We start from the raw sequence: 13,182 nt of genomic DNA, 5'->3' as shown, positions 1-13,182 counted from the left end.
CCCCCCCACCCCTACACCCCGGGGGGGGGGGGGGGGGGGTTTTTACCCCCCCCCCCCCCACCACACCGGCACCCCAGCCGAACAGCACCGACAGCGCTACCGCGGCCAGCCCGTAGAGAACCGACTGCCGCTCGGCCGATCGCGCGACGTAGCGCTCGAAGCCCGATTTGCGGATTTCGATATCGCGCGTCGCCGCCGCGAGCACGCGCCCGTCGCGGATCAGGAAGGTTTCGGCGGTGAACCGCCCGACCGGCACGCGCGCGGGGATCGTCACGCGTGCGCGATAGAGCACGCCGTCGGTGATCTCGACCGCGCCCGGCGCCTCGAGGTACAGGCCGGTGCGCGTCTTCAATTCGACCAGACCGCGCGCGAAGCGATCCTGCTCCTGCAGCGGCGCGCTCGAGGCCGGCGAAAGCTGCAGGCTCGACAGCCCAAGCTCGTAGATCGCGCGCGTTCGCGCATCGAGCATCCGCGCGATCGGCTTGGACGAAGCGATCGCGTAAAAGCTGGGTGCCGAGCGATAGCGCAGGCGACTGGCGTTGACCCACATCAGCCCGGCCAGCTTCTGTTTCTCGCGCACCAGGATCGATTGCACCGGCCCCTTGACCACCACGACGATGTCGGTCGGCTTGTCGTCGTCGGGCAAGCGGCCGCCGGGATAGAGGATTGCGCCGAACAGCAGCAAATTGGCGCCGGTAAAGCTGTACTGGATCTCGATGTCGCGCTGCGACACGTCGGGGACGAGCACGGGCTTCGCCGCTGGCCGCGACGCGGATTGCGCCATCAGCAACGGCGCGGCGGCCAGCGCGACCCAGCCGCGTCTCACGACAGCTCGACCGAATAGATCTCGTCGGGCCGCCAGCCGAGCCCGAGCGCGATCCGCCCCGCGACGAGCAGGACGATCACCGCGAGCGCGAGCCGCAGATATTCGGGCTTCACCCGCGCAGCGAACCGCGCGCCGATCTGCGCGCCAGCGACCGATCCGAGCAGCAGCAAGGCGGCGAGCACGATGTCGACGGCCTTGGTCGTCGTGGCATGCACCATCGTCGCCATCGCGGTGACGAACAGCGTCTGGAACAGCGAGGTGCCGACCACGACCTGCGTCGTCATGCCGAGCAGATAGAGCATCGCCGGCACGAGGATGAAACCGCCGCCGACGCCGAGCAGGATCGTCAGGATGCCGACCCCAAAGCCGAGCAGCAGCGGCGCGAAGGGGGAAATATACAGCCCCGAACGATAGAAGCGCGTCCGCATCGGCAGCGACGCGACGAGCGGGTGGTGGCGGCGCTTGCGCGGCTTGGGCGCCTCGCCGCTGCGCATCCGGCGGATCGCGCCCCAGGATTCGGTCGCCATCATGCTGCCGATCGAGCCGAGCAGCAGCACATAGACGATCGCGATCACCGTATCGATCTGGCCGCTCGCCTGGAGCAAGCGGAAGATCCAGCCGCCGAACACCGCGCCGACCAGCCCGCCCGCGACGAGGAAGCCCCCCATCTTGAAATCGACGCCCTTGCGCCGGACGTGCGCGAACACGCCCGAGACGCTCGCGCCGGTCACCTGGCTCGCGGCCGAGGCGGCGGCGACGGTCGGCGGGATGCCATAGACGATCAGCAGCGGGGTCGTGAGGAACCCGCCGCCGACGCCGAACATCCCCGACAACAGCCCGACGCCGCCGCCGAGCAGCACGATCACGAGCGCGTTTACCGAAAGATTGGCGATGGGCAGGTAGATGTCCATTGCCCACCAGCGTTAGCCGCTCAGGGAGCGTGCGCAAAGCACGGCGTGTCAGAAATCGCTGCCGAGCGTCAACGCCGGGCCCGATCCCGGGCGCGCTCCTCCGACAATGCGCTCGCGCCAGTCGAGCGCGAGCCGCACCGATTGCTTGCCGAGCGGCAGCGCGACGCCGAGCGACGGCCCGATGTCGAGCCGCGTCGCACCGCGCTGCGCACCGCCCCATACGCCCGCCCCGAGATCGAAGCCGACTTTGCCAAGGGTCGCGATCGGATGCGTGACGCGCGCCGCGCCATCGACATAGAGCTCGGTCTGTGTGCGCCGGATAAGCCCCGCCTGCACATAGGTCTCGAAGCGGATGCCGGGCGAAACCGTCACCGGTCCAACCCCGCCGACCACGCCGACACCGGGCCCGCCTTGCCCGCCCGCCAGTGCGAAGCGGTGCTCGGCGACGACGCGCAGTGGCAGACGAGTCGGTTGCCATTCGACGCCGACCGAGGCTTCGCGCAACCCGCTGCCGAGTGGCGACGTCACGCGGCCGACAAGCGCGATGCGATGGTGTCGGTCGAGCGCATAGACCAGCCGAGCGCCGGCCTGCGATCCTCCGAGCTGTCCGCCAAGTGCGCCGGACGCGAGCCCTGACCCGCCGCGCGCGGCAAGCCAGGCACTGCCCGACCAGCGCGAGGGCGCACGCGTTGGCACCGCGATAGCGGCACTGTCGGGCAGACCCGCAATCAGCGCCGTCGACCTGGGCTCGAGTGCGGCACCAGCTTGGCCGGCGGGGCTGGGCAGGGGGCGGTGGCTGAGGAGGCGATCTGCGGGGGGGGCATCGGCGCTCTTCGGCGGCTGGTTGGGACTTGGTCGGCGAGACGGGGCGAGCGACCGCGCTGCGATAGGATTGTGCGGTGCCCGGTATCGAGGCGCCCGATATCGGAGTGCCGGCACGCGTGTCGCGATGTGCGCACTCCGACTCGCCGCGGGATGCGCTCCCGGCATCGGCATCGGCATCACCGGCAGCGACGATCGTTTGATCCCGAGCGAGCGCGCGATCAGCGATGGCGCTGCGATCGGTGCGGGCTGCGGCCAGACCATCGCGAGCCGCGCCGCGATCCATCCGACCGCCAGGACGCCGAGAAAGCGCAGAGGACGCCCGCGTCCTTGAACGCTCAACGTTCGGAACCCGGCTCGGTCCGTTCGATTGCACCTGGAAAGACATGGCTGGTCTTGTCCCACCGCAGCGCGGTGCCGCGCAACGATCGGACATACGCCGTCATGGCGCTCCGCGCCGCGAGCAGCGCGACATAGTTGCTGACCAGCGCGCGCGGCAGGGACCATAGCGCTTCGCGCCAGCCATAGGCGGCTCCGGTCGCGGCCGCGCGCCAGACGAGCCGCCAGGCCAACAACGCGCCGTTCAGGTGCAGCAGCGCCAGCATCGCCGCGGAGGGCGCCGCCGCCGCCCGTCCGGCGAGCGCGTGCGCCACCAACGCAACACCCCAGGCGATAAAAGCGGTATAGGCGACGAACAGCACCAGCACTGCGAGCGGTGCGCGCCGATCGCGCATCCGCATCCAATGGTCGCGCCAATCGAGCGCGCGCCCCCAGCCGATCCGGTCCCAGCCGGCCAGCGCGATGCCCGTCATCCACCGCGCCTTCTGCCGTACCGCGGTAGGTACCGTCGCCGGGAAATACGCGCGGACCGCAACGAGCTCGCCATCTGCGCGGACACGCGCGAGCACGCCGCGTCCGCCGAGCGTGGCGATCAGCAAGCCGAGTTCGTAATCCTCGACGATCGAGCCCGCGTCGAACGGCAAACCGTCGCGCGCGGCCGCGATCCGACCGAGCATCTGGCGTTCGATCGCACAGCCGACCCCGGCGAGCGGAAGCCCGACCCCGAGCGCCTGGCGCACCACCATTTGCCGGCTGTGTGCATCGGCGAATTCGTCGGCATAGTGCCCCGAGACGAGCGGCGCACCGCGATCGACCAACGGCAGCACCGGGAGCTGGACAACGGCATAGCGCCCGATCAGCGCATCGAAAACGCGCAGCTCGCCGGGGTGGACCAGATCCTCGGCGTCATGCAGCACGACTGCGGCGACGGGTACGCCGTCACGCGCTTCGTCGCGCTCGAGCGCGCGCCAAACGGCGTTGAGGCAATCGGCTTTGGTGGTCGGTCCGGGGCGGCTGTTGATGACCAGCCGTACGCGCGGATCACACGCCGCGACCGCTGCGACCGCGTCGATCGTCGCGCGGTCGTTTGAGTAGGTCCCGACATACAGGCGGTAATCCTCATGCTCGAACCGCGCGAGCGCGCTGCGCAGCATCGCACCGATCACCGTCGACTCGTCCCACGCCGCAACGAACACCGCGATCCAGCGCGGCGGCGTTTGCCGATACGCATCGAGCGTCCGCGGCAAAGCGGGGCGGCGGCGAGTCAGCGTGATCCAGATCCAGCCGATATCGATCGCTAGGTCGTCACAGCCGCCGACGAGGAAACCGATCGCCGCGAACACGACCGTTTCGCGCGCGATCGCATCGATCGCGAACATGACCCATCCTGCCCCCAAGACCGGCTCCCCCCGACGACCCTGGCCTTTCAGCCACCCCTCCCCGAGTCGTTCTTCGTGATTTTCCAACAAGTTCGTGGTTTAATCAAGGGGGCCGCGCTATGACGGACCGTCGTTGTGCTCGCACGCCGCGTCGCCCTATAAGGCGATGCGAAGCGGCTCCGGGGGAAGATGCGATGAAGCTGGGTTTCCGAATCGCCTTGCTCGCTTTGGTCTGCGTCCCGTTCGCCGCGTTCGGCGATGCGAGCCCGCAGGTCATCCTCGCCACCCCCGGTATCGGCGACGGCGCGATCGAGCGTTTTACCGCGCGCTTCAACCAGCCGATGGTGCCCTTGGGCGATCCGCGTGCGGCCGCGCCGTTCGACGTGACCTGCGCGGTCGGTGGCCAAGGACGCTGGGTCGATCCGCAGACGTTCGTCTATGATTTCGCCAGCGGCCTGCCCGGCGGCACGACGTGCAAGTTCGCGCTGCGCAAGGGGCTCAAGAGCGTTTCGGGCTATGCCGCGACCGGCCAGAGCGAGTTCACCGTCGACGCCGGCGGCCCGGTCGCGCGCACGGTCCTGCCGGGTGGGGATTCGGACGAGATCGAGGAGGACCAGACCTTCCTCGTCGCGGCCAATCTGCCCGCCACCCCCGCCTCGGTCGCCGCCAACGCCTATTGCGCGGTCAAGGGGATCGGCGAGAAGATCCCGGTCGACGTGCTCCCCACCGATTTGCCCGGCAAGCTGCTCGGCGAGATGGGCACCGAGAATTGGAACGTCCGCAGTTTCCTCGAGAGCGGTGGCTTGCCCGCCGCGATCCCGGCACCGGCCGATCGCGCGAAGGCCTATGCCGGCGTCACCGCGCTGAAGTGCCGCCGCCCGCTGCCGCCCGGCGCCGACGTCGCATTGGTGTGGGGTGCGAGCATCGCTGGCGCTGGTGGCAAGACCGCCGGCACTGACCAGCGCTTCGATTTCAGCGTGCGCAAACCCTTCACCGCGCGCTTCGAATGCTCGCGCGTCAACGCCGCCGCGGGTTGCAACCCGGTCGAGAAGGCGTGGGTGCGTTTCTCCGCGCCGGTGCCGAGCGAGCTTGCCAAGCAGGTCCGCATCGAGACCGCCGACGGCAAAGTGCTGACGCCGACGCTGTTCGACTCGAGCTCTGACACAGAGCGTGGCGATGCGAAGACCAAGGCGACGATTTCCGCGGTCGGCTTCAAGAGCCCGCTGCCGCAGGCGCAGACCGGCAAGGTCGTGCTGCCGGCGGGCGTCAAGGACGAGAGCGGTCGACCACTGTCGAACGCCGAGCGCTTCCCGCTAGCCGTGCGCTTCGATGCCGCCCCGCCGCTCGTCAAATTCGCCGCGTCGTTCGGCATTCTCGAATCGAAGCAGGGCGGCGTGCTGCCCGTCACCGTCCGCAACGTCGAGCCCGCGCTGCAGGGCAGCAACGTCACGATCGGCGGCCAGGCGCTGCGCGTCGATGGCTCGGACGGCAAGATTGCCGAGTGGCTGCGCACCGTCGGCCATTCCGACGACGAGGCCAGTCACGAGGAAACGCGCGGCAAGGAGAAGGTGCGGATCAACGACACCGGGTCCAAGTCGATCCTCGCCGGCGAAGGCGCGCCGATGCAGATCGGCTTGCCCGGCAAGGGCAAGGATTTCGAAGTCGTCGGCCTGCCGCTCGGCGGCGGCAAGCCCGGTTTCTACGTCGTCGAACTGGCAAGCCCGGTGCTCGGCCAGGCGCTGCTCGGGCGCAAGGCACCGCGCTATGTCGCGACCGCCGCGCTCGTCACCAATATGAGCGTCCACTTCAAATGGGGCCGCGCGGCGAGCCTCGCCTGGGTCACCGCGCTCGACACCGGCAAGCCCGTCGCCGATGCCGAGGTGCACGTCACCGACAGCTGCACCGGCAAATTGCTCGCGCGCGGCATCACCGACAAGAATGGCGGGCTCAACGTGCCGCCAGGGCTGCCTGAGCCCGAAGCTTACGGCGGCTCGTGCGACGGCGGGTCGAGCCCGCTGATGGTCTCGGCGCGCGCCGGCGACGATTTCAGCTTCACGCTGACCGATTGGGGCAAGGGCATCCGCCCGTATGATTTCGACCTGCCCTATGGCTATTCGGCACGCGGCGAGTTCCTCCACACCGTGTTCGACCGCGCGCTCGTCCGCCAGGGCGAGACGGTCCATATGAAGCACATCCTGCGCACCTCGGTGGCGAGCGGCTTCGGCTTTGCGCCGGGCGTGACGGGGACGCTGCGGCTGCAGCATCGCGGTTCGGACACGCAGTTCGACCTGCCGCTGACGATCGACGCGGACGGCATCGGCGAAAGTGAATGGACCGCCCCCGCGGGCGCGCCGATGGGCGATTACGACCTGTCGGTGATCGCGGACAATCGCACGATCGAGACCGGCCAGTCGTTCAAGGTCGACGAATACAAGTTGCCCACGATGCGCGCGAGCGTGACCGGCCCGAAGGACGCCGCGATCCGCCCGATCAGCCTCGCGCTCGACCTGTTCGTCGGCTACCTCTCGGGCGGCGGCGCGTCGAACCTGCCGGTCGATATGCGAATCGGCTATTTCGCGCATGAGGGCACGCCCGACGGCTACGAAAGCTACAGCTTCGGCGGCAAGGCGATCGTCGAGGGCACCAAACCGCTCAACGGCGACGGCGAGGAGGAGCAGGCGACGCTCCCGCCGACGCAGACGCTTCCCTCGACGCTCGGCGGCGATGGCACCGGCAAGCAGACGGTGTCGATCCCGCAGACGCTCGACGGCGTCACCGACATGCTCGTCGAGATGGACTATCAGGACGCCAATGGCGAAGTGCTGACCGCCTCGAAGCGCATCCCGATCTTCCCGAGCGCGGTGCAATTGGGCGTCAAGACCGACGGCTGGCTGATGAAGCAGGACGATCTGCGGCTGCGCTTCGTCACCCTCGACACCGCGGGCAAGCCGCTCGCCAACCAGGCGATCTCGGTCGCGCTCTACAGCCGCCAGATCCTCACCGCGCGGCGCCGGCTGATCGGCGGTTTCTATGCGTACGACAACCGCATGAAGACCGAGAAGCTCAGCCAGACCTGCAGCGCGACGACCGACGCGCAGGGGCTGGCGACGTGCAAGCTCGACCCCGGCATCTCGGGCGAAGTCTATGCGGTCGCGACCACCAAGGACGCCGCGGGCAACGAAGCGCGCGCGACGCAGAGCGTGTGGCTCGCCGGCAAGGACGATTGGTGGTTCGGCGGCGACAATGGCGACCGGATGGACGTCGTCCCCGAAAAGCTCGCCTACAAAGCGGGCGAGACCGCGCGTTTCCAGGTGCGCATGCCGTTCCGCCAGGCGACCGCGCTCGTCACCGTCGAGCGCGAGGGCGTGCTTGCGAGCTACGTCACCGAACTCAGCGGGGCGGACCCGGTGGTCGAGGTGAAGATGCCGGGCTCGTACGCGCCCGACGTGTTCGTCTCGGTGATGGTCGTGCGCGGCCGTACCGAGAGCGGGATCTGGAGCTGGCTCCACGGCCTCGCGCGCTCGGTTGGGCTGTCGAGCGATCCGCCCGAGGGGCAGGAGCCGACCGCGCTGGTCGATCTCGCCAAGCCGAGCTACCGCATCGGCATCGCCAAGGTGAAGGTCGGCTGGGAAGCGCACCAGCTCCAGGTCGCGGTCAAAGCCGACAAGGCTCGTTACGCCGCGCGCGACGTGGCGCAAGTCGACGTCCAGGTGAACGGGCCAGACGGCAAGCCGGTGCGCACCGCCGACGTCGCCTTCGCCGCCGTCGACGAAGCGCTGCTCCAGCTCGCGCCCAACGACAGCTGGGACGTGCTGACCGCGGTGATGGGCGAGCGCCCGCTCGCGGTGCTCACCTCGACCGCGCAGACGCAGGTCGTGGGCAAGCGCCATTACGGCAAGAAGGCGGTCGAGGCCGGCGGCGGTGGCGGCGGCGATTCGTCGGGGCTCAACCGCGAGAATTTCCAGCCGGTGATCCTGTGGAAGGGCCGCGTCGCGCTCGACCAGAATGGTCACGCCCGGATTCCGGTGACGCTGTCCGACGCGCTCTCCTCGTTCAAGCTGGTGGCGATCGCCACCGATGGGTCGCAGCTCTACGGCACCGGCATGGCGAGCGTGCGCACCGCGCAGGACCTGTCGATCTTCGCCGGCATCGCGCCGGTGGTGCGGACCGGCGACTTCTATGCATCGAGCTTCACGCTGCGCAACGGCTCGGACAGACCGATGACGGTAACGGCGAGCGTCGACCTCATGCCCGCGATCGCACAGGGCAAGCCGCTGACGGTGACGATCCCGGCGGGCGGCGCGATGCCGGTCGCGTGGAACCTGACCGCGCCCGCCAATCTCGACGCGTTGCGCTGGCACGTCAGCGCGCGCTCGGCCGACGGCAAGGCGGTCGACCAGATCACCGTCAACCAGGCGGTGACGCCGCTCTACCCGCTCGAAGTGTGGGCGGGGACGCTCGCGCGCGTCGGCGGCGAGACGACGATCCCGATCCAGCCGCCGATGGGGGCGATCGCGGGGCGCGGGACGGTCGACATCCGGCTCGACGACACGCTCGCGCCGCCGCTTGCCGGGGTGCGCGATTTCATGGCGCGCTATCCGTATAATTGCTTCGAACAGCAGCTGTCGCGCGCGGTGGCGCTCGGCGATGCGGCGCTGTGGCAAAGGCTCGCGAGCGATATCCCGGCGTATCAGGCCGATGACGGCTTGCTGCGCTACTGGCCGTCGGGCAGCCTGACGGGCTCCGAGGCGCTTACCGCTTATGTGTTGGCGATGACGTCGGAAGCCGGCCTGCCGATCCCCGAGGGCCCGCGCGCGAAGATGATCGAGGGGCTCAAGGCCGTGCTCGATGGGCGACTGCGCCACGAGGAATATGGCGATGTCCGGCTCCAGCGCGTCTACGCCTTCAACGCGCTCGCGCGTGCGGGGGCGGCGACGCCGGCGATGCTCGGGCAGTTGAGCATGATCCCGAAGGAAATGCCGACTGCGCTGCTGGCTGATTATCTCGTCGCGCTCGATCATGTCGCGGGGCTCGCCAACGCCAATGCGCTCAAGGCCGCGGGCGAGGCGCAGTTGCGTACCCGGATCGTCTATGAGGGCACGCGGCTCGATCTGTCGGACAGCAGCAACCAGCCGTGGTGGCTGATGTCGTCGGGCGACGAAGCCTCGATCAAGACGGTGATTGCGACGCTCGGCCGGCCCGGCTGGCAGGACGAGGCGGCCAAGATGATGGTCGGCGTCGCGCTGCGCCAGTCGCATGGCCGCTGGGACACGACGACCGCCAACGCCTGGGGTACGATCGCGGCGCGCAAGTTCGCCGCGCTCTTTCCGGCAAGCGCGATCGTCGGGAATACGACGCTGGGCTTGGGCGGGCAGACGATCAGCAAGGCCTGGCCGCTGGCGACGACCGCGCGAACGGCGACCTTCCAGCTGCCGGCTGTGCTGACCCCGCTCAAATTGTCGCAATCGAGCGGCGGCGCCGGGCCGTGGGCGAACGTCTCGATCTCGGCGGCGGTGCCGCTGACCAAGCCGCTGTTCGCGGGCTATGAGATGCAGCGGAGTGTCGAGGTGGTGCAGGCGCGCACCAAGGGCGTGCTGACGCGCGGCGACGTCGTGAAGGTGACGATCACCGTCAAGGCGAGCGCCGAGCGCAACTGGGTGGTGATCAACGATCCGATCCCGGCGGGTGCGACGATCATCGGCGATCTCGGCGGACAATCGCAGATCTTGGCTGGGCAGGCGCAGGCCGGGCCGGGCGCCAAGTTCCAGGCGCGCGATGCCGATGGCAAGCTGTGGGACGTACAGGTGGGGGTGGTTCCGGCCTATGTCGAGAAGCGCAACGACGCGTGGCGGGCCTATTATGGCTGGGTGCCGCGCGGGGCGTTCAGCGCGTCGTACATGCTGCGGTTGAACGGGACAGGGCGCTTCAACCTGCCGCCGAGCCGGGTCGAGGCGATGTATTCGCCCGCGATCCGCGCGCAGCTGCCGCTCGCGCCGGTGACGGTGGTGCAGCGCTGATCCCATCTTCCTTCTTCTTTCCTTCCCTTCCCCGGCGGAGGCCGGGGCCGAGTAGCGGGCCGTTGCGTTGATCGAGTACAGCACCCTCCTGCGCCGTGCGTCGCTCCTGGGCCCCGGCCTGCGCCGGGGAAGCGAACGCGTTTGGGCGGGGTTCAAGACCCGCACCGGCGCGATCGTCACCGCGCTGGTCGTCGCGCTCTTCGCCTTCGTCGCGATCGACTTTGCCACGCTTCCCCCGCCACTCCCCGGCTATGCGCAGGTTCGCGCCGCTTGGCACCCGTCCGAGGCGTGGCTCTACGATCGCAACGGCGCGCTGATCGACAGCGCGCGCGTCGATTTCGCCGCGCGCCGCCTCGCCTGGACACCGCTGCCGCACGTTTCCGCCGTCACGCGCGAAACGATTGTCGGCGTCGAGGACCGCCGCTTCTTCCATCATGGCGGCGTCGACTGGCTCGCCTTGCTCGGCGTCGCGCGCGACCGCGCACAGGGAACGCGCGCGCGCGGCGCCAGCACGCTGTCGATGCAGGTCGCTGGCTTCCTCGCGCCCGATCTCGCGACGCCGGGGCAGCGCCATTTGTGGGACAAGCTCCGCCAGATGCGCGCTGCCTGGGCGCTCGAATCGCATTGGTCGAAGGACGAGATCCTCGAGGCCTATCTCAACCTCGCTGGTTTCCGCGGCGAGGCGCAGGGGATCGGCGCGGCGGCGCTCGGGCTGTTCGGCAAGACCCCCGATGCGCTCGCACGCGACGATGCGCTGTTGCTCGCCGCGCTCCTCCCCGATCCGCAGGCCGACCCTGCGAGCGTCGCGCGGCGCGCCTGCGCGGTCAGCCACGAGCGCGATTGCGCGCGCTTTGCGGGCGAGGCGGCGTCGATGCTCGGCCCGGCGCGCAGCCTTCAGCTCGACCCCGGCCTCGCGCCGCATCTCTCCGACCGCTTGCTGACCAAACCCGGGCTCAAGGTCACCACCACGCTCGACCGCCGCATTCAGAGCCTCGCGATCGTCGCGCTCAAACGCCAGTTGCAGGGCCTCGGCGGCGCGCGCGCGCGCGACGGCGCGGCGGTGGTGATCGACAATGCAAGCGGCGACGTGCTCGCCTATGTCGGCGGGATCGGCGGCGCCTCGACCGCGCCCGCGGTCGACGGCGCGAACAGCTATCGCCAGGCCGGATCGACGCTGAAACCCTTCCTCTACGCGCAGGCGATCGAGAAGGGCTATCTGACCCCGGCCTCGATCCTCGACGATTCGCCGGTCCAGCTCGACACCGCCTCGGGGCTCTACGTCCCGCAAAATTACGATCGCGGCTTCAAGGGGCCGGTGTCGGCGCGCGCCGCGCTGGCGGGGTCGCTCAACGTGCCCGCGGTGCGCACGTTGCTGCTCGTGGGCGTCGACGCGTTTCGCGACCGGCTATGGGACACGGGGTATCGCGGGCTGGTCGAGGATGGCGATTATTACGGCTTCTCGCTCGCGCTCGGTTCGGCCGAGGTGACCTTGCTCGAACAGGCCGCCGCCTATCGCAGCCTGGAGCAGGCCGGCCGCTGGTCGCCGCTGCGGCTGACGCTCGATGCGCCCCGCGAATCGCCGCACGCCATCACGACACCGCAGGCGGCGTGGCTCGTCGCCGACATGATGGCCGATTCGAATGCCCGCGCGGTGACCTTCGGCCTCGATTCGGCGCTGCACCTGCCCTTCTGGGCAGCGGTGAAGACGGGGACGAGCAAGGCGCTGCGCGACAATTGGTGCATCGGCTTCACGCAAGAATACACGGTTGCCGTTTGGGTCGGCAATCTCGAGGGCGATTCGATGCGCGCGGTCTCCGGGGTCAGCGGTGCGGCGCCGGTGTGGCGCGACATCATGCTCGCGCTCAACGCCGAGACGCGCAGCAGCCCGCCGCCGCGCCCGACGGGGATCGAAGCGCGCGCGATCACCTTCGGGAACGCGATCGAGCAGCCGCGCACCGAATATTTTCTCGCCGGAACGGGACAGACGCAGATCGCGGTCGCGCCCGCCGAATCGCGCCGCCCGCGGATCACCAACCCGGTGTCGGGCAGCGTCTATGCGATCGACCCCGACATTCCGTCCGATCGGCAGCGGCTCTCGGTCGACGTGTCGGGGGCGGTGACGGCGCATCGGCTGTGGCTCGACAAGACCGATCTCGGGGCGGCCGATTCGCAGCCGCAGATCATCGCTGGACCGGGGCTCCACCGGCTGCGGCTGACCGATGTCGCCGGGCGCGTGGTCGATCAGGTGCTTTTCACGATCCGCTGAAAAAACGACGGCCGCCCCCTTTCGGAGACGGCCGCCGCCCGTGACGAACAGTCTTAGCGGTAGAAGCCGCGGATCACCTGGACGACATAGCCGCGACGCGTGTCGACGAGGATCACGTCGTTATAGTGCCGCACCCATTGCTGGCCCCAGCCGGCGCGTGGCAGGCGATAGCGCCACGGATCGGCGATGATGTAGCGGCCGCCATAATACGCCGGTGCGATGCGCAGACCCGGGCGGAAGGCAGTGTAGCGGAACGGGGCGTTCCAATTGCCGCGGGCATAATAGTTCGGGTTGCGGTCACGCCAGCCACGCCAGTCGTCGCGGCCCCAGGCGCGGTCGCGATCGCGCAGATCCTCGCGATATTCCTGGCGCGCGTCGCGAACGTCCTCGCGTTGGTCGCGAATGTCACGGCGGTCGCCGCGCATCCGCGCCTCCTGCAGGTCACGCTGCTCCTGGCGGATGTCGCGACGGTCGCGTCGCAGCTCTTCGTTCGACTGCGCGCTTGCAGCGACGGGAACCAAGGTCGCCGCCATCAAAGCGGTGAGAATGAGTTTACGCACTGTATCCTCCATATTCCGGCGGGCCAAAGAACGGCCGGGCCATGGAGCGTGTTGTGGCAGCG

The 13,182-nt window shown here is 69.3% G+C and carries 7 protein-coding genes; 2 read left to right on the top strand and 5 right to left on the bottom strand.

All coding sequences use genetic code 11. The features are described 5' to 3' along the window. The 4 genes from QN347_RS06665 to QN347_RS06650 all read right to left on the bottom strand — a co-directional run. On the bottom strand, positions 1-784 hold a 784-nt coding region (locus QN347_RS06665), incomplete at its 3' end, for a TIGR02186 family protein (RefSeq protein ID WP_416350855.1). A gap of 38 nt (positions 785-822) precedes the next feature. Beyond that, on the bottom strand, positions 823-1,737 hold the full coding sequence (locus QN347_RS06660; protein WP_322161503.1) for a sulfite exporter TauE/SafE family protein: 915 nt from the start codon (positions 1,735-1,737) through the stop codon (positions 823-825). A 48-nt stretch (positions 1,738-1,785) separates the two neighbouring features. Further along, positions 1,786-2,433, bottom strand: a complete 648-nt coding sequence (locus QN347_RS06655; protein ID WP_322161501.1) for a hypothetical protein — start codon at positions 2,431-2,433, stop codon at positions 1,786-1,788. 464 nt (positions 2,434-2,897) lie between these two features. Continuing rightward, a complete protein-coding gene (locus QN347_RS06650; RefSeq protein ID WP_322161497.1) occupies positions 2,898-4,277 on the bottom strand; it encodes a glycosyl transferase family protein in 1,380 nt (459 codons plus the stop codon). Between the two features lie 194 nt (positions 4,278-4,471). On the opposite strand from QN347_RS06650, the gene QN347_RS06645 reads away from it, so the two are divergent. Next, the gene (locus QN347_RS06645; protein ID WP_322161495.1) at positions 4,472-10,294 is read left to right on the top strand and encodes an alpha-2-macroglobulin family protein; all 5,823 of its coding nucleotides are present in this window, start codon (positions 4,472-4,474) and stop codon (positions 10,292-10,294) included. 172 nt (positions 10,295-10,466) lie between these two features. Continuing rightward, the gene (gene pbpC, locus QN347_RS06640) at positions 10,467-12,560 is read left to right on the top strand and encodes a penicillin-binding protein 1C (RefSeq protein WP_323493998.1); all 2,094 of its coding nucleotides are present in this window, start codon (positions 10,467-10,469) and stop codon (positions 12,558-12,560) included. Positions 12,561-12,613: 53 nt separating this feature from the next. Here the strand turns inward: pbpC and QN347_RS06635 are convergent, their stop codons facing one another. Further along, on the bottom strand, positions 12,614-13,120 hold the full coding sequence (locus tag QN347_RS06635) for an RcnB family protein (protein ID WP_322161492.1): 507 nt from the start codon (positions 13,118-13,120) through the stop codon (positions 12,614-12,616). Positions 13,121-13,182: the final 62 nt, after the last annotated feature.

Source organism: Sphingomonas sp. 10B4, assembly GCF_035019905.1.
GTDB lineage: Bacteria > Pseudomonadota > Alphaproteobacteria > Sphingomonadales > Sphingomonadaceae > Sphingomonas > Sphingomonas glacialis.
This window is presented reverse-complemented; position numbering and strand designations above follow the sequence as displayed.

Coding starts and splice junctions, on each gene's coding strand:
- QN347_RS06660 (WP_322161503.1), bottom strand. CDS start 1,737: ATGGACATCTACCTGCCCATCGCCAATCTTTCGGTAAACGCGCTCGTG.
- QN347_RS06650 (WP_322161497.1), bottom strand. CDS start 4,277: ATGTTCGCGATCGATGCGATCGCGCGCGAAACGGTCGTGTTCGCGGCG.
- QN347_RS06645 (WP_322161495.1), top strand. CDS start 4,472: ATGAAGCTGGGTTTCCGAATCGCCTTGCTCGCTTTGGTCTGCGTCCCG.